We start from the raw sequence: 22849 nt of genomic DNA, 5'->3' as shown, positions 1-22849 counted from the left end.
TCGCCGCAGCGCAGCGTCAGATGATCCGGAAATTCTGGCCGAGGTAGACGCGGCGCACATTCTCGTCGCGCACCACCTCGTCGGTCGTGCCCGACATCAACACCTTGCCGTCGTGCAGAATATAGGCGCGGTCCACGATTTCGAGGGTTTCGCGGACGTTGTGATCGGTGATCAGCACGCCAAGGCCGCGCTCCTTGAGCTGGGCGACGAGGGCGCGGATCTCGCCCACCGCGATCGGGTCGACGCCGGCGAAGGGTTCGTCAAGCAGCAGATATTTCGGATCGGCCGCGAGGCAGCGCGCGATTTCGACGCGCCGCCGCTCGCCGCCCGAGAGCGCAAGCGCCGGGGCGTGGCGCAAATGGCCGATCGAGAAATCGCCCAAGAGCTCCTCGAGGCGCTCGCGGCGCTTGTGCGGGGTTTCCTCGGCGATCTCGAGGACGGCCATGATGTTTTGCTCGACCGAGAGGCCGCGGAAGATCGAGGCCTCCTGCGGCAGGTAGCCGATGCCGAGCTTGGCGCGGCGATACATCGGCAGGCCGGTGACCTCGCGCCCGTCGATCAGAACCTGGCCCGCATCGGGGGTGATCAGGCCGGCGATATTGTAAAAGCAGGTGGTCTTGCCCGAGCCGTTCGGGCCGAGCAGCGCCACAACCTCGCCGCGGTTGAGATCGAGCGAGACATCGCGGATCACCGGGCGTTTGCGGTAGCTCTTGCGCAGTTTGACCACGCGCAGGCCGCCCGTCCCCTCGGCAAGGCTCAGATCGGCCATCAGTTGGCTCCCGGCTGCAAGATCGTGCGCACGCGGCCGTCCATCTGGCCGGTACCGGTCTTCAGATCGACGGCGAGTTTCTGGCCGGACATGACATTCTCGCCCTGGGTCATCAAGACATCGCCGGTCATCACGAGCTGGCCGGAGGTGACCTCATAGACCGCCTCGCGCGCCTCGGCGGCCTCGGTGGCGGAGGCGAGCATCACCCCGCCCGAGGCATGGAGCCGGGCGATCCTGGTGCGGTCGGCGCCATATTCGACCTCGACGGTGGCGGCCTTCAGGCGCATGTCGCCTTGCGAGATCACCACATTGCCGGTGAAGACGGCGGTGCCATCGGCCTGGTTGACCGTGAGGCTGTCGGCCGAGACCTCGACCGCGGCGGCGGTATCGGCGCGCAGGCCGGCGAAGGCCACCTGCTGCGCGCTGGCGGGCAGCGGCGCAAGCATCAGGAAAACGGCCAGAAGGCGGGACGGAAGCGCCATGATTACCTCACTCTTGCGGCTGATATAGCAGCCGAACGTGGCCGTTGAAAACCAGATCCTGCGCGCCGCTCTCGGAGGTGCCAAGGCGCATCTGATCGGCGGTGATCGTGCCGAAGGGCCCCTCGGCGCGCACGGGCTCGGGCGCGGTCAGCGCGGTGCGGTCGGTCGCGACCTCGAGCTTCGTCGTCGCGAGCCGGTAGCCCGAGGAGGTCTGCACGGTGACCTGATCGCTGAGCACGATCGCGCCCGAGCCCGGGTCGATACGCCCCGCCTTCGCGGCGAGATCGGCGGTGAAGCCGCCCGGCGTCTCGAGTTTCGCCTTCAGATCGGCGGCGGAGGCGCCCGCGCCATCGGTATCGGGGCGGGCGGCGGCCGCGGTCACGGTGAGCGCCGCGCCATCCTCGGTCATGCCCGAATATTCCGGCGCGGTCATGCGCTGCTCGCGCGCGAGCTCGGCGACATCGACCTTGGCGTAAAGCTGGGCCATCTCCGGGTCGGCCTTGCCGGAGAAGAGAAACAGCACCGACAGAAGCGCCAGCGCGCTCAGCGGCAGGGCGACCTTGGCCCAGGCCACCAGCATCGAATGGCGGTTGTCGTAATGCATCAGGCCACCCCGGCGCGCAGAAGATCGTGGATATGCAAGATGCCGACCGGGCGCGCGCCGTCCAGCACGAAAAGGCAGGTGATCTTGCGATCGTTCATCAGCGCGACGGCGGCCTCGGCCAGCGCCCCGGGGCCGATGGTGCGCGGCGCGCGGGTCATCACCTCGGCCGCGGTATGGGTCAGAAGGCCGTCCATGTGGCGGCGTAGATCGCCGTCGGTGATGATGCCGGTGAGCGCGCCGGTGGCATCGGTCACGCCGACGACGCCAAAGCCCTTGCGCGAGATCTCGAGAAGCGCCTCGGACATCGGCGCGGTCTCGGGCACGAGCGGCAGCTCGGCATGCATCAGATCGCCGACCTTGGCGAGCCGCGCGCCGAGTTTGCCGCCCGGATGGAAGGCGCGGAAATGTTCGGGGGTGAACTTGCGATGTTCCATCAGCGCGATCGCCAGCGCATCGCCGAGCGCGAGCGTCATCGTCGTCGAGGTGGTCGGCACGATGCCCGAGCCGCAGGCCTCGGGCGCGCGCGGCAGCACGAGCGCGACATCGGCCTGGCGTAGCAGCGTCGACTCGGGGCGCGAGGCGACGCCGATCAGCGGGATCGCGAAGCGCCTTGTATGGGCGATGAGATCGGCAAGCTCCGGCGTCTCGCCGGAATTGGAGAGCACGAGCGCGACATCGGCCGCGGTGACCATGCCGAGATCGCCATGGCTCGCCTCGGCGGGGTGGACGAATTGCGCGGGCGTGCCGGTCGAGGCCAGTGTCGCCGCGATCTTGCGCCCGATATGGCCCGATTTTCCCATGCCCGAGACGATCACCCGCCCCTTGGCGCCGAGGATCAGCTCGACCGCCGCACCAAAGCCCGCGTCGAGCGTCTCGGAGAGCTGGCGCAGCCCCTCGATCTCGTCGGCGATGACGCGCCGGGCGGTGGCGAGGTATTCAGTGGTGGAAGATGTCATTTGGCTCCTCCCAGCCGAGCAGATCGAGCCGCGCCCGGGTGGGCAGGAAATCGAAGCAGGCCTGCGCCAGATCGGTGCGCCCCTCGCGCGCCAGCCGCTCGGCCAGAACCGCGCGCAGCTTGTGGAGATACAGCACATCGGAGGCGGCATAGTCGAGCTGCGCCTGGGTCAGCTCGGGCGCGCCCCAATCCGAGGTCTGCTGCTGTTTCGAGATATCGACGCCGACGAGCTCTTGCAGGAGATATTTCAGCCCCTGCCGGTCGGTATAGGTGCGCACCATCTTCGAGGCGATCTTGGTGCAGAAGACCGGCGCGGTGACCACCCCGAAGGCGTTGTAGAGCGCGGCGATATCGAATCGGGCGAAATGGAAGAGCTTTTCGGTGCCCGGATCGGCGAGCAACCGGCACAGGCGCGGCGCCTCGGTCTGGCCGCGGGCGATCTGCACGAGATGGGCCGAGCCGTCGCCCGCCGAGAGCTGCACGAGGCAGAGCCGGTCGCGGCGCGGATCGAGGCCCATGGTCTCGGTGTCGATGGCGACGATGGGCCCGAGATCGAGGCCCTCGGGCAGGTCGTTGCGATGCAGATGAATGGCCACGCCGGATCCTTTCGGTCTTTCGCCGCGAGATATAAGCGGTTTGGGCGGGCTTTGCCACAGGGGCCGCGCCGGGCCGGCAAGCCTTGGCCGAGGGCCAGCGGGGGGCGGAAAACGAAAAACCCTCGCCGGAGCGAGGGTCTTGCGAAACTCCCGAGGGAGTTGGTGCCCAGAAGAGGACTCGAACCTCCACGCCTTGCGGCACACGGACCTGAACCGTGCGCGTCTACCAATTCCGCCACCTGGGCCGGTGATGTGGGGGCGATGTATCCGGGCCGGCGGGGGCTGTCAACGGGGCATCGCAAGATTTTCGCATCTTCTCGATTTCCGGCCCGCCGAGGCGCCCTAGGGCCTTGTTTGAATAGGGGCTTGGCGCTAATCAGGGTGCGACGAATTGAAACGGAGAGGCCTCAGCCCATGTCGAAGCTGGTCACGATCTACGGCGGTTCTGGGTTTGTCGGGCGGTATATCGCGCGACGCATGGCGAAAGAGGGCTGGCGCGTGCGCGTCGCCGTCCGCCGCCCGAACGAGGCGCTCTTCGTGAAAACCTACGGCGCCGTGGGGCAGGTCGAGCCCGTTCTGTGCAACATCCGCGATCATATCAGCGTGCGCGCCGCGATGAAGGGCGCCGATGCGGTGATCAACTGCGTGGGCATCCTGGTGCCGCAGGGCGCCAACCGCTTCCAGGCGGTGCAGGCCGAGGGCGCCACCCTGATCGCGCGAATCGCCGCCAAGGAAGGCGTCAAATCGCTCGTGCAGATCTCGGCGATCGGCGCGGATGCGGCGGCCGACAGCGATTACGCCAAGACCAAGGCCGCGGGCGAGGCGGGGGTGCTCAAATACTTCCCCTCGGCGATGATCCTGCGCCCCTCGGTGATCTTCGGCACCGAGGATCAGTTCTTCAACAAATTCGCCGCGATGGTGAAATTCGGGCCCGTGCTGCCGATCTTCGGCGGCGCGACGAAATTCCAGCCCGTCTGGGTCGATGACGTGGCCAAGGCCGCGGTGCTCGGCGCCGAGGGCAAGGCGCAGGGCATCTATGAGCTCGGCGGCCCCGATGTCGACACGTTCAAGGGCCTGATGGAGCGGATGCTCAAGATCATCAACCGCCACCGCTATGTGATCTCGCTGCCGGGCTTTGTCGCGGGCGCGATCGCGACGGCGGGCGATGCGGTGCAGATGCTGACCGGCGGGCTGATCACCAACAAGATCCTGACCAATGACCAGATCGCCAACCTCAAGCGCGACAATGTCGTCTCCGAGGGCGCCAAGACCTTCGCCGATCTCGGCATCAAACCGACGCCGATGGGCGCGGTGCTGCCCGATTACCTCTGGCCGTTCCGGCCCGACGGGCAATATGACGCGATCAAGGCTTCGGCGAAGAACCTGCGCAAGTCGTCGTGATGAGCCAGAGCCTGATCGCGGCGATCCTCGGTCTGCTCGAAGGGCTCACCGAGTTCATCCCCGTTTCCTCGACCGGCCACATCCTGTTGGCCGGTCATTTTCTTGGCTTCAACTCGACGGGCAAGACCTTCGAGGTGGTGATCCAGCTCGGCGCGATCCTCGCGATCCTCGGGGTCTATGCGGGGCGGCTCGTGCATGTCTTCGCCTCGGCGCCGCATGATCCGGCGGCGCGGCGGTTCATCGGCTCGGTTCTGCTCGCCTTCCTGCCGGCGGTGGCGATCGGCGTCGCGGCACATGACATCATCAAGCAGGTGCTCTTCGAGACGCCGATGCTGATCGCGGTGATGCTGATCCTCGGCGGGATCATCCTCGTCTGGGTCGACAAGCTCGACCTGCCGGTGCGGGTCGATGATGCGCAGGCGCTCTCGCTCGGCACGGCGTTCAAGATCGGCCTCTTCCAATGTCTCGCGATGATCCCGGGCGTGTCGCGCTCGGGCTCGACGATTGTCGGCGCGATGGTGATGGGCGTGTCGAAACGCGCGGCGGCGGAGTTCAGCTTCTTCCTCTCCATGCCGACGATGGCGGGGGCTTTCGCCTATGATCTCTACAAGAGCCGCGATCTGCTGAGCTGGGATGACATGAATCTGATCGCGATCGGCTTCGTGGCGGCCTTCCTCGCGGCGATTTTCGTGGTGCGGGGGCTGCTTGGCTTCGTCAGCCGGCATGGCTACGGGCTCTTCGGCTGGTGGCGAATCATCGTCGGCAGCCTGGCTTTGGGCGCGCTATTGTTGGGTTTCTGACCGAAAGGTCAGCTCGTGTTACCTAAAATCGGCGCTCCGAGGCGCTACATGTGCGCTTCGGTCGCATATTTTCCGGTTTTAGGTCACCATTGCTGACTTTTATTCCTTTTCGACCCGGTTTAGAACTGCGCCCAGACCCATTTCCGTCAGGGAGGCGCAGCCATGGCCCAGCAACGTATGCTCAAATTCGTCAAGACGGCGAAGGAGACTCCCGAGAAGCGCGACGCGAGCGTGCGCTCCCATGACTTCCACGAGATCTATCGCGAATTCGCCGATGCGAAAGCGGCCGAGCAGGCCTCGCGCTGCTCGCAATGCGGGGTGCCCTATTGCCATTCGCATTGCCCGCTGCACAACAACATCCCCGACTGGCTGCGGCTGACCGCCGAGGGCCGCCTCGAGGAGGCCTATGCGATCAGCCAGGCCACCAACACCTTCCCCGAGATCTGCGGCCGGATCTGCCCGCAGGACCGTCTGTGCGAGGGCAATTGCGTCATCGAGCAATCGGGCCACGGCACGGTCACGATCGGCGCGATCGAGAAATACATCACCGATACCGCCTGGGACATGGGCTGGGTGAAGCCGGTCAAGCCGGGCGTCGAGCGCGCCGAGTCGATCGGCATCATCGGCGCGGGCCCGGGGGGCCTTGCGGCGGCGGATGCGGCGCGGCGCGCGGGGCTGCAGGTCACCGTCTATGACCGTTACGACCGCGCCGGCGGTCTGCTGACCTACGGGATCCCGGGCTTCAAGCTCGAGAAAGATGTCGTCATGGCGCGGATCAAGCAGCTCGAAGAGGGCGGCGTCGAATTCGTGATGAACTGCAAGGTCGGCGAGGATATCTCCTTCGACGCGATCCGCGGCAAGCATGATGCGGTGCTGATCGCGACGGGCGTCTACAAGACGCGCGACCTGCGCGACCCGGGTGCGGACGCCGAGGGGATCATCCGCGCGATCGATTACCTCACCGTCTCGAACAAGCTCAGCTTCGGCGACGATGTGCCCGAGTTCACCGACGGCACCTATAATGCCGAGGGCAAGAACGTGGTCGTCATCGGCGGCGGCGACACGGCGATGGACTGTGTGCGCACGGCGATCCGTCAGGGCGCGAAATCGGTGAAATGCCTCTATCGCCGCGACCGCGCCAACATGCCCGGCTCGCAGCGCGAGGTGCAGAACGCCGAGGAAGAGGGCGTCGAATTCGTCTGGATGGCGGCGCCGAAGGGCTTTTCGGGCAACCCGGTGGCCTCGGTCACGGTGCAGCGCATGAAGCTCGGCCAGCCCGATGCGACGGGCCGTCAGGCGCCCGAGCCGATCGAGGGCGGGATCTATGAGGAGCCCGCCGAGATGGTGATCAAGGCGCTCGGCTTCGAGCCCGAGGATCTGCCCAAGCTCTGGGGCGTCGAGGGGCTGGACGTGACCCGCTGGGGCACGATCAAGGCCGATTTCAAGACCCATATGACCAGCCTGCCCGGCGTTTTCGCGGTGGGCGACATCGTGCGGGGCGCGAGCCTCGTGGTCTGGGCGATCCGTGACGGGCGCGAAGCCGCCGACGAGATCGTGAAATTCCTCGATGCGACGGCTTCGGTGGCGGCGCAATAAGCGCGGCCGGGCCAACGGAAGGGTATCAGGGTGCGTGCATCTTTGGCGACCTGGGCGATGATCGGGGGGCTTTTGGCCCCGGGTCTCGCCTGCGCGGGGGGCTTCACCCCGCCGCCGGGCTGTGAGCTCGAGATGACGGTGCAGATGCACAATTGTCAGGTCTCGAACCATTACCGTTGCGCGGGCGATGCGCCCGGGCTGCGCACGATCGCCTATGCCGATGGCCAGGGGGTCTATTTCATCTCGCAGATCGATGACGAGACGCGTTGGGTCGAGAGTTTCGCGCCCGACACCGGCGAGATCGATCAGCTCGATGAGGCGGGCTCGGCCGATCATGCCTCGTTCAGCGCGCTCTTGGCCGAGGGGGTGGATGAATATGACTTCATCACCCGCACGAACTTCGGCGAGGTACGGCGCAACATCGGCTCCGACCGTCTGACCGGCGAGAGCGTGGTGATCGACGGGGTGGCGCTGGAGCGTATCGCCTTTGATCTGACCACCGAGGACGGCGCGGGCAACCTCGTCTCGCGCCGCTCCGGTCGCCAATACATCAGCCGCGAGCTGCGGCTGTTCTTCTCCGATACCGAGGCCTTCGAGAACGCCTATGGCGACAAGACCTCGACCTTCGACGGGCCGGTGAGTTTCGCCTTCCCCGGCGACGCGGACTTCGGCGAGGACAAACCGAAATATGATTGCGACATGCTGATGACCGGCCTGTCGCCCGACATTCGACCCACTCTCTGAGGAGGCACTGACATGACGAAATATGATGAAGCCTGGGTTGCCGCCGAGGAAGCCAAGCGCAAGTGGATGGACGAGAACTCGCTGTTCAAGATGGACGACGAGAAATCCTCCTGCGGGGTGGGTCTGGTGGTGTCGATCGACGGCAAGGCCTCGCGCAAGGTCGTCGAGAACGGGATCGAGGCGCTGAAGGCGATCTGGCACCGCGGCGCGGTCGATGCCGATGGCAAGACCGGCGATGGCGCGGGGATCCATGTGCAGATCCCGGTGCCGTTCTTCTACGACCAGATCCGCCGCACCGGCCATGAGCCGGACATGGAGAAGAAGGTCGCCGTCGGGCAGATCTTCCTGCCGCGCACCGATTTCGGCGCGCAGGAGCGCTGCCGCACGATCGTGGAGAGCGAAGTGCTCCGCATGGGGCATTACATCTATGGCTGGCGCCATGTGCCGGTGAATACCGAGGTGCTCGGCGAGAAGGCCAATGCGACGCGCCCCGAGATCGAGCAGATCCTGATCCGCTGTGAGAAGGACATCGACGACGAGCAATTCGAGCGCGAGCTCTACATCATCCGCCGCCGGATCGAGAAAGCCGCGATCGCGGCGCAGATCGCGGGGCTCTACATCTGCTCGCTGTCGACGCGCTCGATCATCTACAAGGGGATGATGCTGGCCGAGCAGGTCGCGGAATTCTACCCCGACCTGAAGGACAAGCGCTTCGAGAGCGCCTTCGCGATCTATCACCAGCGCTATTCGACCAACACCTTCCCGCAATGGTGGCTGGCGCAGCCGTTCCGGATGCTCGCGCATAACGGCGAGATCAACACGATCAAGGGCAACATCAACTGGATGAAGAGCCACGAGATCCGGATGGCGTCGAACACCTTCGGCGAGGCGGCCGAGGACATCAAGCCGATCATCCCGGCCGGCGCGTCGGACAGTGGCGCGCTCGATGCGGTGTTCGAGGTGATGGTGCGCTCGGGCCGCTCGGCGCCGATGACCAAGACGATGCTGGTGCCGGAGGCCTGGTCGAAGGCCACCACCGACATGCCGAAGGCGTGGCAGGACATGTATGCCTATTGCAACTCGGTGATGGAGCCTTGGGACGGCCCGGCGGCGCTGGCGATGACCGATGGCAAATGGGTCTGCGGCGGGCTTGACCGCAACGGCCTGCGCCCGATGCGCTATGTGATCACCGGCGAGGGCATGCTGATCGCGGGCTCGGAGGTCGGCATGGTGCCGGTCGACGAGATGAACGTGATCGAGAAGGGCGCGCTCGGGCCGGGGCAGATGATCGCGGTCGATATGCGCGAGGGCAAGCTCTACCACGACAAGGACATCAAGGACCGGCTCGCCAACAGCCAGCCCTTCGGCGAATGGGTCGAGAAGGTCGTCGATCTGAACGCGCTGATGCGCGATGTGCCGGAAAAGGCGATCCACGCGGGCGCCGATCTGCGCCGCCGTCAGATCGCGGCGGGCTATTCGGTCGAGGAGCTCGAGCAGATCCTCGCGCCGATGGCCGAGGACGGCAAGGAAGCGGTCGCCTCGATGGGCGATGACACGCCGCCGGCGGTGCTCTCGAAGCAATACCGCCCGCTGTCGCATTTCTTCCGGCAGAACTTCAGCCAGGTCACCAACCCGCCGATCGACAGCCTGCGCGAAAGCCGGGTGATGTCGCTCAAGACGCGCTTTGGCAACCTCAAGAACGTGCTCGACGAGGACAGCTCGCAGACCGAGATCCTGATCCTCGAGAGCCCGTTCATCGCCAATGCCGAATACGAGCAGATGATGAAGCAGTTCGGCGCGACGGTGACGGTGATCGACTGCACCTTCCCCGCCGGCGCCGATCAGGAAGCGCTGCGCGAGGGGCTGGAGCGGATCCGCGCCGAGGCCGAGGACGCAGTGCGCTCGGGCGCGCTGCATCTGGTGCTCTCGGATGAGGCGCAGGGCCCCGAGAAGATCGCGATGCCGATGATCCTCGCGACGAGCGCGGTACATTCGTGGCTGACCCGCAAGGGGCTGCGGACCTTCACCTCGATCAACGTGCGCGCGGCCGAATGTATCGACAGCCATTATTTCGCGGTTCTGATCGGGTCGGGCGCGACCACGGTGAACCCCTATCTGGCGCAAGACAGCATCGCCGACCGGATCGAGCGCGGCCTTCTCGAGGGCTCGCTCGTCGACAACATGCGCCGCTATCGCGATGCGATCGACGCGGGGCTCTTGAAGATCATGTCGAAGATGGGGATCTCGATCATCTCCTCCTATCGCGGCGGGTTGAACTTCGAGGCGGTGGGGCTGTCGCGCGCGATGGTGGCCGAATATTTCCCGGGGATGCATTCGCGGATCTCGGGGATCGGTCTGCACGGCATCCAGCACAAGCTCGAAGAGGTCCACGCCAAGGGCTGGAAGGGCGGTCAGGACGTGCTCCCGATCGGCGGCTTCTACAAGTCGCGTCGCACCGGCGAGAAACACGCCTGGGAAGCGCAGACGATGCACCTGCTGCAATCGGCCTGCGACCGGGCGAGCTATGATCTGTGGAAGCAATATTCCGCGATGATGCGGGCGAACCCGCCGATCCATATCCGCGATCTGCTGGATGTGAAGGTTCTGGGCAAGCCGGTGCCGATCGAGGAGGTCGAATCGATCACCTCGATCCGCAAGCGGTTCGTGACGCCGGGGATGTCGCTCGGGGCGCTCTCGCCCGAGGCGCACAAGCTCCTCAACGTCGCGATGAACCGGATCGGCGCGAAATCGGACAGCGGTGAGGGCGGTGAGGATCCGGCGCATTTCGTGCCCGAGCCGAACGGCGACAACCCCTCGGCGAAGATCAAGCAGGTGGCTTCGGGGCGTTTCGGCGTGACCGCCGAATATCTCAACCACTGCGAGGAGCTCGAGATCAAGGTGGCCCAGGGCGCCAAGCCCGGCGAGGGCGGCCAGCTGCCGGGGATGAAGGTCACCGACCTGATCGCGCGGCTGCGCCATGCGACGAAGGGCGTGACGCTGATCTCGCCGCCGCCGCACCACGACATCTACTCGATCGAAGACCTCGCGCAGCTGATCTACGACCTCAAGCAGATCAACCCGCGCTGCAAGGTCACCGTGAAGCTGGTGGCCTCCTCGGGCGTCGGCACGATCGCGGCGGGCGTGGCCAAGGCGAAGGCCGATATCATCCTGATCTCGGGCCACAACGGCGGCACCGGCGCCTCGCCGGCGACCTCGATCAAATATGCGGGTCTGCCGTGGGAGATGGGTCTGACCGAGGCGCATCAGGTTCTGGCGATGAACAAGCTGCGTGACCGGGTCACGCTGCGCACCGATGGCGGTCTGCGGACCGGCCGCGATATCGTCATGGCCGCGATGATGGGCGCCGAGGAATATGGCATCGGCACCGCGGCGCTGATCGCGATGGGCTGCATCATGGTCCGTCAGTGTCAGTCGAACACCTGCCCGGTGGGGGTCTGCACCCAGGATCCGGCGCTGCGCGCGAAGTTCACGGGCTCGGCCGACAAGGTCGTGAACCTGATCACCTTCTACGCGCAGGAGGTTCGCGAGATCCTCGCCTCGATCGGGGCGCGGTCGATGGACGAGATCATCGGGCGTGCCGATCTGCTCACGCAGGTCAGCCGTGGCTCGGCCTTCCTCGATGACCTCGACCTGAACCCGCTCCTGATCACCGTCGATGGCTGGGACAAGATCGTCTACGACCGCTCGAAGCCGCGCAACTATGTCCCCGATACGCTCGATGCCGAGATCATCAAGGACGGCCACCGCTTCTTCGAGGAAGGCGAGAAGATGCAGCTCTCCTATGCGGTGCGCAACACGCTGCGCACCATCGGGACGCGCGCCTCGAGCCATATCGTCAAGAACTTCGGGATGCGCAACGCGCTGCAGCCCGACCATCTGACGGTCAAGCTCACCGGCTCGTGCGGGCAATCGCTGGGCGCCTTCGCGGCGCCGGGGCTGAAGATCGAGGTCTCGGGCGACGCGAACGACTATGTCGCCAAGGGGCTCTCGGGCGGGATCATCGTGGTGCGGCCGCCGATGGCGAGCCCGCTCGTCGCGAGCGAGAACACGATCATCGGCAACACCGTGCTCTACGGCGCGACGGATGGCTATCTCTTCGCCGCAGGCCGCGCGGGCGAGCGTTTCGCGGTGCGCAACTCGGGGGCGAAGGTGGTCGTCGAGGGCTGCGGCTCGAACGGTTGTGAATACATGACCGGCGGTGTGGCGGTGATCCTTGGCCGGATCGGCGCGAACTTCGGCGCGGGCATGACCGGCGGCATGGCCTATCTCTACGACCCGGAGGGGCTCGCGGAGGATTACATGAACCTCGAAAGCCTCGTCACCTGCGGGCTCGGCCACAGCCATTGGGAGCATCAGCTCAAGGGCCTGATCGAGCGCCACGCCAAGGAAACCGGCTCGCGCAAGGCGGCGGATATCTTGCAAAACTGGGAGGCCGAGCGCGCCAACTTCCTGCAGGTCTGCCCGAAGGAGATGCTCGCGCATCTGCCCTTCCCGCTGACCGATGAGCCGGCGGCGATGCCGGCCGAGTAAGCGGCTTTCCCCCGGCCGGGGGAACTTCCGCGGGATGCGAGAGTTGTCAGGGCGGGGCCAATGGCCTCGCCCTTGTCATTCGCAGCCCTGAAAGGAGGGACAGATGACCGAACTCCTGGTTCTGGCTTTCGACACGCAAGACGACGCATTCGCGATGCGCAAGCGGATGGAGACGCTGACCCGCGAGGGGTTTCTCGATACCCGTGACATGGTCGTGGTGACGCGCGATGGCGCGGGCAAGGTGCGGCTGCATCAGCAGGTGAACCTGCCGGTGACCGGCGCGGCGGGGGGCTCGATCTGGGGCGCGGTGATCGGCGCGGTGTTTCTCAGCCCGGTCGCGGGCGCGGCGATCGGCGCGGGGGTGGGCGCGCTGGCGGGGCTCGCCTCCGATATCGGGATCAACGACGAGTTCATGCGCGCGGTCTCGGATGCGCTGCCGCCCGAGGGGGCGGCGCTCTTCGTGCTCCTGCGGCGGGTGGGGGCGCAGGAGACGCTCAAGCGGATGCGCAATCTCGGCGCGACCGGGCGCGAGCTCTCGACGCCGCTCGACCTCGATGCGGCGCCGGTCAGCCAGCTGCGCGAGAGCCTTGCGCAGGGCGGGACGATCGCGCTCTCCGGCCAGCAGATCGGCCAGGGGATGATCGGCCGGCTCGGGCGGATCGTGGGCACCAGCGCCTATTGACCGGGCGCGGGCGGCGCGAATTTTCCGGCGCCGCCCGGTCAGGCTTGACCATCCCGGCCGGGCCGTGACTTATGGCGCCATGGCGCAGAGAAAGACCCCCGTGCAGAAGGCCGTGGCCCGCTCGAAAGCCCGCAATCGCGGGATTTTCGCCAATGCGATCGCGCTGGCGGTGCGCTGGCTGACGCGACTCGGGCTGATCGGGGGGCGGTGGCGCTGGCGCTGGTGGTGCTCTATTCCTTCCTCAACCCGCCGACGACGCTGACGATGGTGCTCGAGGCGCGGCGGATCGGGGCGGTCGATCAGCAATGGGCCTCGATGGACGAGATCGCGCCGGTGATGCGCCGCGCGGTGGTGGCGGCGGAGGATGCGAATTTCTGCCAGCACTGGGGCTTTGACATGCGCGCGATCCGGCAGGCGCTCGATGAGGGGGCGGGGCGCGGGGCTTCGACGATCACCCAGCAGGTGGTCAAGAACGTGTTTCTCTGGCAGGGGCGGAGCTGGCTGCGCAAGGCGCTCGAGGCGGTGCTGACGCCGGCGGTCGAGGCGGTCTGGACGAAGCGGCGGATCCTCGAGGTCTATCTCAATGTGGCGGAGTTCGACGAGGGCGTGTTCGGGGTGGATGCGGCGGCGTTTCGCTATTTCCGCACGACGCCCGACAAGCTGACCGCGCGGCAGGCCTCGCTTCTGGCCGCGGTTCTGCCCGATCCGAAGGGGCGCTCGGCGGCACGGCCCTCGGGCTTCGTGTCGCGGCGGGCGCATGCGATCCAGGATGGCGCCGACACGATCCGGGCGGATGGCCGCGCGGAGTGTTTCAGCGACTGATCACAGCAGACCGAAGAGCGCCGAGACCCAGAGCGCGATCGTGCTGACGCGGGTCTGGCGGTAAAGGCCGAGCGGCGCGAGCCCCGCGACGCGGCCGAGCGCCTTGCGGGTGCGCAGCGCGACGAAGGCGTCGAAGAGGGCCTGGTTTTCCGGGGTGAAGCGGTGGCGCGAGCCGGTGAGCGCGGCGATGTTGATCGTGTTCCACTCGCGCAGCGTGCCACGCAGAAGCATCGCGAAGCGGCGCGCCTGGGCGCGGCGGCTATCATTCGCGCCGATCTCGTTGGCGGCGTGCTGGCGGTAGAGAAGCGTCGGCGTGTCGTCATGGACGATGCGCCCGCCGCAGCCCGAGACGACCTGATAGACCCACCAATCATGGACGACGACCTCGCCCGCCTCGACGGCGGCGGCGCAGATCAGCCGCGCGCCGGCGGCGTCGAGCAGGATCGTGTTGCCCGCGACGACGTTTTGCACGAGCGCGTTGCGGAAGCCCAAGGGCCGCGGGCGCGGCACCGAGAGACGGTGGTTGTGGAGCTCGTGATCGGTGATCAGGGTGCGGCTGCAATAAAGGCCGATGTGGTTTTTCGGGTCGGCGCGGCGCAGCGCCGCCACCCCGCGCGCGAGCCGGTCGAGGAGCCAGACGTCATCCTGATCGGAGAAGGCGAGCCAGGCGCCCTCGGGGGCGAGCTCGCGCGCGGCGCGCACCAGCGCCATGAAATTCGCGGCCGCGCCCCGGCCCGGGCCGTCGATCACCTGCACGCGGTGGCCCTCGGCGGCGAAGGTGGCGAGGATCTCGCGGGTGGCATCGCGCGAGCCGTCATCGCCGACGAGGAGCGACCAGTTGCGGTGGCTCTGGCGGGCGAAGCTGTCGAGCTGTTCGCGCAGACATTCGGCGCCGTTATAGGTCGCCATCAGGATCACGACATGCGGCTCGGTGTGCATCGTCCTTGGTCCCTGACTGGCCTCTCTGCCGCTTCCTAGCCCCTCGCCGGGCGCGTTTCAACCGCCGCGCAACGGCAGCGCACGGTGGTTTAAGCGCCTCTCAAACCGGGGTTTCTACACTCGGCCCCTGATCCCCCAGATTTCAGGACTCATCATGGCCGACACTTCCGCAATCCTCTCCCTGCCCTATATCCTGCCCTCGCAGGCGCAAAAGCATGTCACCCATAACGAAGCGTTGCGGCTCCTCGATGTCATGGTGCAGCTCGCCGTGGAGGCCTTTGACGCGCAGGTGCCGCCCGCCAGCCCGACCGAGGGCGAGGTCTACGCGCTCGGCACCGGCACCTCGGGCGCCTGGGCGGGCCAGGATGGCAAGATCGCCGCCTGGCTCGACGGTGCCTGGACCTTCCTCGCGCCGCGCGCGGGCTGGATCGGCGCGACCCCGACGGGCGAGCTGCGGGTCTTCGACGGCAGCGGCTGGATCACGCCGGGGCTCGAGCTTCAGGGCCTCGAGAGCCTCGGCATCAACACCACCGCCGATCTGACCAACCGCCTCGCGGTGGCCTCGGCGGCGACGCTTCTGACCCATGCGGGCGCGGGCCATCAGCTCAAGATCAACAAGGCGAGCGCCGGCGATACGGCGAGCCTTCTCTTCCAGTCGAACTGGTCGGGGCGCGCGGAGATGGGGATCGTCGGCTCGGACGCTTTCGAGATCAAGGTGAGCGCCGATGGGTCGAGCTTTGTCACCGCGCTGAGTTTCGCGCCGGCGACGGGCTATGCCACCGGCGAGGCCGTGCAGCAAAGCGCAACCGACACCACCGCCGGGCGGCTGATGCGCGCCGATTACGGCTATAGCCGCGGCAATCTGCTCGGCACGGTCAGCCAGACCGCGGGCGTGCCCACCGGCGCGGTGATCGAGCGCACCACCGGCGCCAACGGCAGCACCGTGCGCTTTGCCGATGGCACGATGATCTGCACCCATTCGCTGAGCTTCGCCTCGACCGCGACGGCGACCGGGGCGCTCTTCACCTCGGCCTCGCAGGCCTGGACCTTCCCCGCGACCTTCGCGGTCACGCCGACGGTCACCGGGGCGGCGAGCACGCTCACCCGCTGGGTCGCGATCGGCACGACCTCGACCACCTCGGCCAATGTCGCGGTGCTGTCCTCGGTCACCTCGGCCACCGCGGCGACGGCGCGGCTGATGGCGGTCGGGCGCTGGTTCTGAGCCAGGATCGGCGGCCAATTGCCTCGGGGCGGGCCTTTTGGGCCCGTCCGGGTTCCCTAACGGGGGCGTGGTTGTTATAGCCGGAGTGTTCGCGCCATTGCCGCGCGGAGTTTACGGTGAGACGATTGATGACGAACAGCCTTTCCAGCCCCCGCCCGATTGCCGATATCTGGCGCCATGTCCTGCACACCGAGAGCGAGGCGCTTGCGCTGATGGCGGCGCAGATGCCAGCGGATTTCGAGCCGTTCGTGCAGAAGATCCTGGCCTCGAAGGGGCGGCTGATCGTTTCGGGGATCGGGAAATCGGGCCATATCGGGCGCAAGATCACCGCGACGCTGGCCTCGACGGGGACGCCCGCGCATTTCGTCCATGCCGCCGAGGCGAGCCATGGCGACCTTGGCATGGTCACGCAAAACGACATCAGCCTGTTGATCTCGAACTCGGGCGAGACGGCGGAGCTGCGCGATATCGTGGCCCATACCCGGCGGTTCTCGATCCCGATGGCGGCGATTTCCTCGCGCGAGGGCAGCACCCTGATGAAGGCCGCCGATTACCGGCTGCTGTTGCCCGCCGCGCCGGAGGCCTGTTCGATCGGCATGGCGCCGACCACTTCGACGACGCTGACGCTTGCGCTCGGCGATGCGCTGGCGGTGGCCCTGATGGAGAGCCGGCAGTTCCTGCCCGAGGATTTCCGCGTCTTCCACCCCGGCGGCAAGCTCGGCGCGCAGATGGCCACCGTGGGCCAGCTGATGCACAAGGGCGAGGCGATGCCGCTGGTCGAAGCCGGCGCCTCGATGAGCGAGACGCTGCTGGTGATGACCTCGAAGGGCTTCGGGATCGCGGGCGTGGTGGCCGAGGGGCGGCTCGTCGGCGTGATCTCGGACGGCGATCTGCGGCGCAAGATGGACGGGCTGATGAGCCATCGCGCGGGCGAGGTCGCCAACCCGAAGCCGATCACCGTCTCGGCCGATCTGCTCGCCGCGCAGGCGCTCGCGCGGATGAACGCGAGCAAGATCGGCGCGCTCGTCGTCGTCGACGCGGAGCAGGCGCCGATCGGGGTGTTGCACATCCACGACCTGCTGCGCGCCGGCGTCGCCTGAGCCTCAGGCGGTGCCGACGAGGGCCGCGTGGAGCGTCTCGAAATAGCTCTGCGCGAACTCGGAGCGGGGCGAGAGGATCGCCCGGTAGGCCTCGAGGAACTCCGGCGTCACCGCCTCGGCAGAGAGCCCCTTGAGCAGCGGATAGAGCGCGAAACCATGCGCCTCGGTATCGGCGGTGACCGCGCTCAGGTAGCGCTCGGCATTGCCGCTGAGCAAGAGATCGGGGCGGATCAGCTCGACCATCTCCGGGTGCAGGAAGCGCGTGCGCAGGCACACCACGCGCCCGAAGACGCCGCTCAGATGCGCCAGCATCAGCCGGAAGAAGCTGTCGCCGAAGATCAGCACCGTCTTTTGCACCGGCGCCTCGGGCGAGATCACGATATCCACCGCGCCGTCATTGGCCGCGGTGAAGCCGTGGAAACCGCGATAGGGCCAGCCCGGCACGAGCTTCTTCATGGATTGCTTGCGCGGCGGGGTGAGCTTCGAGCCGAGATCGCCGGTCGAGATCAGATCGCGGGTGATCCGCGCCCCGATCGCATCGAGCGCGGGCTCGGCGGCGACCCCGAGGCGGGCAAGCATCTCGCGCAGAACGGTGAGCGAGCCGTGATCGGTGAGATGGGTGTCGAGCGGGCAATAGGGCTCGGCGCACTCCTCGCGCAAGCGCTCCGCCGGGAACAGCACCGCCCCGCGCAGCGCCGGATCGAGCGCCGCGAGATAGGTCTCGCCGAGGCTGTTGAGCGGGCGCACCGGGAATTCCTCGCGCAGAACGCTCTGTTTGTCGGGGAAGATCACATGCAGATAGGGCGCGCCGATCCGCGCCGCGAGCTGCGCGCGCCCGGCGATATTGGCCTCGAAATTCGCCAGCGATTGCGCCGTCGGGGTGGCTTTGCCGGTGATGTAATCGAGCACCCGATGCCCGCCCGCGATCAGGAAGGCCATGCCGCGGCTGGTGACGAGAACGCCGTTGTCCATCTTCCAGCTCATGCCATGGGCGGCGCCCTCGGCGGGTTGCACGGCCTGCCCCGCGGGCAGCGGCGCGGCGAAGATCTCGCCCGCGCGCTCGATGACATGGGCGAGGCCGCGGCCGTTCGGCTCGCCGCGCAGGCCGATCTCGATCAGCTCGCGCAGGCCGGTGAGCGCGCAGCCGAAGCTCTCCGCGATCAGCTCCTCGGGGGCGGGCTCGACCGCGCGCGGGGAGGTGAACTTCGTCGTGGTGAAGAGCTGGCTGATGCTCGATTCCCACGGGAAATACGCGATCTGCGCGGGCGGGGCGCCGGCCTCGAACGCCGCCTTGAGGCGCGGCGTGGCCTCGAAGAAGGCCTCGGGCGTGGGGTGATGCGAGACGAAGAGGAAATGCTGATAGGCGCCCGGCTGCGGCCCCTCGCGCCAGAGCTGGGTGGCGCGGATATGGATGTTCTGCGCCTCGAAGCGCTTGAGCCCGGAGGCGCCGAGCGTGCGGCGCAAGATGTCGATCCAGATCGAATCGCCGGCGACCAGCAAGGGTTTGTTGTTCACCAGCCGCAGGAATTTCGCCAACAGATCCGCCTCGAAGGCGGTGCGCGCGCGGTCGAAGGCGGGGCGCACGCCGATCCGGTCGCGGATCAGCGCGGTCAGGAACAGATAGCCGACCTGGCTCGGGTGGTTGCTGTCATCGATGAAAAGCCGCGAGAGCTCGCCCAGCGGCAGATCGAAGAGCCCCTCGAGCGCGACGAGCTCGGCGCCGCGCCCCGCGCCGGGGAAATCGCGCCCCCAGGAGGGGTGGTCGAACACCCCCTCGACCATGTGGCGGCGCATCATCATATCGCTCACGCGGCGGCCGATCTGATCCCAGTAGATCACCCGAACCGCCGGGCCGAAGGCCCCCAGATAGCGGTCGATCGCGGCCTCGACGCGCGCGGCCATGCGCAGATCGCACTCGCGGGTGCACATCGGGCGCTTGATCGAATCATAGCCATCGGCAAAGGGGTAATCGGCGGCGTGTTCGGGCTCATGCGCGCAGATCTCATTGCCAAAGCGGGTATCGCCCACGAGCAGCACGACCTCGGTCTCGCCCGGCACGAAGGCCGCCGAGGCCTCCTCGAACAGCCGCTTCGACCAGATCGGCGCGCCGCCGAAGCCGAGCATCTGCACCCCCGCGCCCAGACCCGGGATCGCGGTCTTCTCGATATTCTTCTGCCAGCGCTGAATATGCGACGGCCCCACGATCAGGGTCTTCTTCACCGGCTTTTGCTCCCCCGCGATCTTGCGCGCAAAATGGTTTGCCTGCTCAAATGAGTTTCGGAACGATCCGGCGCAGGCCGCGCGGGCGCTGCACCGGGCGGATCGCGGCGATCGCGTCGCCGCCGTCCTCGGAGAGCACCACAAGCTCCAGCCCCTCTTGCGAGAGCGCGCCAAGGCCCGGGATCGTGCGCTTGATCTGGAAGCCGAACTCCTGCGAGGCGCCCTCGGTGTGGAACTCCATCGCGATATCGGGGCGCGGCACCGTGCAGCGGATCGGCAGCATCAGCACCGTGCCCGCATGGCCAAGCGCCACCATCAGCTTGCGGCGCGGCGAATCCGAGGCGATCGCCCAGCCGCGCAGCGCGACGCTATCGCCCTCGATCTGGATCTCGTCGACGAAAGCCTTGATGCCATGGGCATGGACAAAGCTCCTCTCGCCGATCCGCGGGCCCTTCACGGTGACGGCGTTGCGCGTCACCGCATAGGTCGAGGTGCGGTAGAACGGCGGCTTCACATCCGAGACGCAATCGCCCTCGAACACATGCACCCCCGTCGAGGTCACGCCGAGGAACACGGCCTTGTCGGTATCGAACACCGGCTGCGCCAGCGGCGCGCGCAGGCTGAAGCCGCAATTGTCATAGGTCAGCAGCAGCTTGCGCCGCACATCGACCCGCTCGACCGGCTTGGCCATCGGCAACAGCCGCCCGTTGACCAGCCCAAAGAGCCGCTTGATCGGCTCGTTGGAGATCGGCGTGACGATCCAGCCATCGGCGAGGAAGGTCTTGTTGATATAGCGGCAGGTGTCGAGATGGGCGCGCAGCGGCTCGCCCGCGTCGCGCGGCAATTCGATGTCCTTGCCGGTCACCACCACACGATCGGCCAGAACCTCGGCCGCCATCCCCAGCGCGGCCGCTTCCTCGAACTGCCGCAAAACCCGCATCGTAATCATACCGCCACCCCAATCGCCTTGCGCAGAAAATCGCGTTGCCCCCAGGTATCCCAGGCCACGCCCTCGAGCATCTCGCGCACCCAGCCGAACTCCTCGAGCTGCGGGTGCTCGCGCCAGATCTTGAGCCGCTTGACGAGCTCCAGCCCGAGCCGGCGTTGCAGCGGGAAGGCGCAGGCGAGCATGTAGGTCGCGATATAGCGGCGGTTTTGCTTGAACTGCGCATCGAGCTCGGCATCGACGAAACAGCGGATCGCCTCGGTCAGGCTCGGCAGCCCGCCCTTGGGCGCGTAGCAGGCCCGCCCCATCACCACCACCGGCGTCTCGAGCATCAGCGCCTCGAAGCCCACGCTGCTGTTGTTGGTCACCACCAGATCCACCGCCTTCAGCATCGGCAGATATTCATTCGGATCGCTGTTTTCCTCGAGCACGAGGATCTCGGACTGCTTGCGATATTTCTCGATCACCTTGCGCTGCTCGTTCATCACATAACCGCCGCGCAACAGCGCATGGGGATGCGGCTTGAGGATCACATGGAACCCCGCCTGAAGCAGCGGCTCGACCGTCGCCGCGGCAAAGGCCTCGACGGTGTCGAAATCCGAATAGAGGATCTGGTTGGCGTCATCGGCCAGCTGCAAGGGCACCAGAGCCTTGCGCCCGGGCCGGTCGAAGAACGCCCGCATCGCCTGCCCCATCGGATGAAAGAGCGCGTTCGGGATCACCGTGTTCTGCACCCCGATCGCCATCTCCTCGTTGAGCAGCATCGGCAGAAGCCGCAGATGCAGCGGCTTGAGGATCTCGCGCAGCTGCCCGATCTCCATATCCGCGATGCTCGCCGAGCCGTTGACCCCCATCGGGTCGATCAGCAGCGATTTGAGGAACGGCGCGCGCATGCTCGCAAGCTCGAAGAACGCCACCTGCGCCCCGAATTCGCGCGCCGCCTCGCGCACCGGCATGCTCTCGCCCCAACAGACGATCACGTCGAAATCGAATTCGGTTTCCTTGATCCGGCGCAGGATATCGACATAGGCTTGGGTGAGCGGGCTTTGCGGTTCGGTCATCAGGGTGATCCAGTCCTTGATCCCCTGCCCCATCCACATCCGGGCGGTGTCCTCGATCATCTCCTGCTCGGCGAGCGTCGGCTGCAAGATGAAGGGCCAATCCTCGTAATTGGCGTCGAAGCCCACCGTCGAGACGAAATGGTTGGAGAACACCCGCGCCTCGACATCTTGCAAGATCTCATCGCCGAAATAGTTGATCTCGCGGGCGATGGCGCGGAACTGATCGAACGGCATCTTGTGCGAGGTGAAGCTGTCGCGCAGGCCGTGGGGCTCGACATAGAACAGGATTTTCATCGGTTTAGCCCCTCGTTACGACCCAACGGTTTCCAGGAATTTCACCAGCCGCTCCGCCTCGACCGAGGTCGAGAAACGCTCGCGGATCCGCTCCTGCTGATGGCGGGTGATCGCCTCGCCATGCGGCATCGCGAGCGCCTGGCGGACGCCGTCATACCAGCCCTCCTCCGTCTCGACCGGGATCAGCCGGTCATCGGCGATGCGCATGATATCGGGGATCGGGGTGGCGACGGTGGCCGCGCCGACGAGCGAGGCCTCGAGATATTTGATCCCCGATTTCGAGATCGTGAACGGGTTCATATGCAGCGGCGCGATGGTCACACAGCAGGTCGCATAGGCGCGGATCATCTCGGCATAGCTCATCCGCCGCGTCGTCGTCACCTTGCAGGCCTTGGCGATGACATCGGGCACCTCGACGGTCTCGACACAGAAGAACTCCGCCCCCGCCTCGGCGAGCGCGGGCGCAATATAGGGCGCGATCGCCATCAGGTCGGGCGCGTGGCTCGCCCCGCCCGCGAAATAGCCCAGCCGCAGCGGCTCGCGGTCGATCGTCTCGGTGCACATCCGCGCGAGGTAAAGCATCTCGTCGGAAACGGCATTGTATTGCACATGCACCTCGGCCGCGCCCAGCGCCGCGCGGATCCGGTCGGCGAGCGGGTCGGTCGAGGAGATGAACCGATCGAAGAAATACATCGCCTGCGCGTAATTGTAGGGCCGCGAGGCGAGGATCTTGTGCTGGTTGACCGCAAGCCCGCGGAAGTTCGATTGCCGCAGCATCTCGATATCGAAGAAGAGGTCGTCATAGGAGGCGACACAGGGCAGGCCGAGCTGGCGGGCGGTCGAATGCAGCTCGAGGAACTTGTCGGAGAACTGCGGGCGGAAGAAGATGATCCGGTCGTAGTCGCTCAGCTCCTCGGGGTCGACGGTGCTGAAATGCATCACCGAAGTATGCATGCCGCGCCGGCGCAGCGCCTCGGCGGGGTGGAAGCAGCGGTAAAACACGGATGGGTCTGCGTAAATCCGGTCGGACGGATAGCTGCTCCAGACGAGAAAAAGCACACGCAT

At 66.7% G+C, this 22849-nt stretch carries 18 protein-coding genes, 1 tRNA gene and 1 pseudogene; 9 read left to right on the top strand and 11 right to left on the bottom strand.

The annotated features are described in order from the left end of the window. Positions 1–16: 16 nt before the first annotated feature. The 6 genes from lptB to LPB142_RS01390 form a co-directional block, all read right to left on the bottom strand. Positions 17–769 carry an LPS export ABC transporter ATP-binding protein gene (lptB, locus tag LPB142_RS01415; RefSeq protein WP_068766391.1) on the bottom strand — a complete coding sequence of 251 codons (753 nt, stop codon included), beginning with the start codon at positions 767–769 and terminating at the stop codon, positions 17–19. Continuing rightward, complete coding sequence (gene lptA, locus LPB142_RS01410) at positions 769–1251, bottom strand: lipopolysaccharide transport periplasmic protein LptA (protein WP_071165282.1); 483 nt, start codon at positions 1249–1251, stop codon at positions 769–771. Before lptA ends, lptB begins: the two co-directional genes overlap by 1 nt. Before the next feature lie 7 nt (positions 1252–1258). Beyond that, a complete protein-coding gene (lptC, locus tag LPB142_RS01405; RefSeq protein ID WP_071165281.1) occupies positions 1259–1855 on the bottom strand; it encodes an LPS export ABC transporter periplasmic protein LptC in 597 nt (198 codons plus the stop codon). Beyond that, positions 1855–2811 carry a KpsF/GutQ family sugar-phosphate isomerase gene (locus LPB142_RS01400; RefSeq protein ID WP_071165280.1) on the bottom strand — a complete coding sequence of 319 codons (957 nt, stop codon included), beginning with the start codon at positions 2809–2811 and terminating at the stop codon, positions 1855–1857. Before LPB142_RS01400 ends, lptC begins: the two co-directional genes overlap by 1 nt. Next, on the bottom strand, positions 2792–3406 hold the full coding sequence (locus LPB142_RS01395) for a ribonuclease D (RefSeq protein WP_071165279.1): 615 nt from the start codon (positions 3404–3406) through the stop codon (positions 2792–2794). Before LPB142_RS01395 ends, LPB142_RS01400 begins: the two co-directional genes overlap by 20 nt. 160 nt (positions 3407–3566) lie before the next feature. Then, positions 3567–3651, bottom strand: a tRNA-Leu gene (locus tag LPB142_RS01390). Positions 3652–3820: 169 nt separating this feature from the next. Here LPB142_RS01390 and LPB142_RS01385 point away from each other — a divergent pair. The 7 genes and pseudogenes from LPB142_RS01385 to mtgA all read left to right on the top strand — a co-directional run bounded on the left by LPB142_RS01385 (position 3821) and on the right by mtgA (position 14002). After that, entirely contained in the window at positions 3821–4807 is a 987-nt protein-coding gene (locus LPB142_RS01385) for a complex I NDUFA9 subunit family protein (protein ID WP_071165278.1), read from the top strand. Beyond that, complete coding sequence (locus LPB142_RS01380) at positions 4807–5607, top strand: undecaprenyl-diphosphate phosphatase (RefSeq protein WP_068766397.1); 801 nt, start codon at positions 4807–4809, stop codon at positions 5605–5607. The genes LPB142_RS01385 and LPB142_RS01380 overlap by 1 nt, the downstream gene beginning before the upstream one ends. A 162-nt stretch (positions 5608–5769) precedes the next feature. Continuing rightward, positions 5770–7203 carry an NAD(P)-dependent oxidoreductase gene (locus LPB142_RS01375; protein ID WP_068766398.1) on the top strand — a complete coding sequence of 478 codons (1434 nt, stop codon included), beginning with the start codon at positions 5770–5772 and terminating at the stop codon, positions 7201–7203. A 30-nt stretch (positions 7204–7233) separates the two neighbouring features. Continuing rightward, positions 7234–7947 (top strand): hypothetical protein, encoded by a 714-nt coding sequence (locus LPB142_RS01370; RefSeq protein ID WP_156894290.1) that lies wholly within the window; start codon positions 7234–7236, stop codon positions 7945–7947. Between the two features lie 12 nt (positions 7948–7959). Continuing rightward, complete coding sequence (gene gltB, locus LPB142_RS01365; RefSeq protein WP_071165277.1) at positions 7960–12498, top strand: glutamate synthase large subunit; 4539 nt, start codon at positions 7960–7962, stop codon at positions 12496–12498. Between the two features lie 103 nt (positions 12499–12601). Beyond that, on the top strand, positions 12602–13180 hold the full coding sequence (locus LPB142_RS01360) for a DUF1269 domain-containing protein (protein WP_068766400.1): 579 nt from the start codon (positions 12602–12604) through the stop codon (positions 13178–13180). A gap of 79 nt (positions 13181–13259) precedes the next feature. Continuing rightward, a pseudogene (gene mtgA / locus LPB142_RS01355) lies at positions 13260–14002 on the top strand (monofunctional biosynthetic peptidoglycan transglycosylase). Here the strand turns inward: mtgA and LPB142_RS01350 are convergent. Beyond that, positions 14003–14941 carry a glycosyltransferase gene (locus tag LPB142_RS01350; protein WP_071165276.1) on the bottom strand — a complete coding sequence of 313 codons (939 nt, stop codon included), beginning with the start codon at positions 14939–14941 and terminating at the stop codon, positions 14003–14005. 154 nt (positions 14942–15095) lie between these two features. Here LPB142_RS01350 and LPB142_RS01345 point away from each other — a divergent pair, with 154 nt between their 5' ends. Next, complete coding sequence (locus LPB142_RS01345; RefSeq protein WP_068766403.1) at positions 15096–16163, top strand: DUF2793 domain-containing protein; 1068 nt, start codon at positions 15096–15098, stop codon at positions 16161–16163. 128 nt (positions 16164–16291) lie between these two features. After that, positions 16292–17263, top strand: a complete 972-nt coding sequence (locus LPB142_RS01340) for a KpsF/GutQ family sugar-phosphate isomerase (protein ID WP_071165275.1) — start codon at positions 16292–16294, stop codon at positions 17261–17263. A gap of 3 nt (positions 17264–17266) precedes the next feature. On the opposite strand, the gene LPB142_RS01335 is transcribed toward LPB142_RS01340, so the two are convergent. Genes LPB142_RS01335 through LPB142_RS01320 form a run of 4 tightly spaced genes read right to left on the bottom strand, consistent with a single transcriptional unit; the run spans position 17267 to position 22849 of the window. Then, positions 17267–19483 (bottom strand): hypothetical protein, encoded by a 2217-nt coding sequence (locus tag LPB142_RS01335; protein WP_068766405.1) that lies wholly within the window; start codon positions 19481–19483, stop codon positions 17267–17269. Positions 19484–19529: 46 nt separating this feature from the next. Continuing rightward, positions 19530–20432, bottom strand: a complete 903-nt coding sequence (locus LPB142_RS01330; protein ID WP_156506847.1) for a hypothetical protein — start codon at positions 20430–20432, stop codon at positions 19530–19532. Beyond that, entirely contained in the window at positions 20429–21784 is a 1356-nt protein-coding gene (locus tag LPB142_RS01325; protein ID WP_068766407.1) for a capsular polysaccharide export protein, LipB/KpsS family, read from the bottom strand. The genes LPB142_RS01330 and LPB142_RS01325 overlap by 4 nt, the downstream gene beginning before the upstream one ends. Positions 21785–21799: 15 nt before the next feature. Beyond that, positions 21800–22849: a glycosyltransferase family protein gene (locus LPB142_RS01320; protein WP_071165274.1), complete on the bottom strand. Its 1050-nt coding sequence runs from the start codon at positions 22847–22849 to the stop codon at positions 21800–21802.

Origin of the sequence: Rhodobacter xanthinilyticus (assembly GCF_001856665.1) — a bacterium.
Classification (GTDB): domain Bacteria; phylum Pseudomonadota; class Alphaproteobacteria; order Rhodobacterales; family Rhodobacteraceae; genus Rhodobacter; species Rhodobacter xanthinilyticus.
The sequence above is the reverse complement of the archived record's forward strand: the minus strand, read 5'-3'. Positions and strand labels throughout refer to the sequence as shown.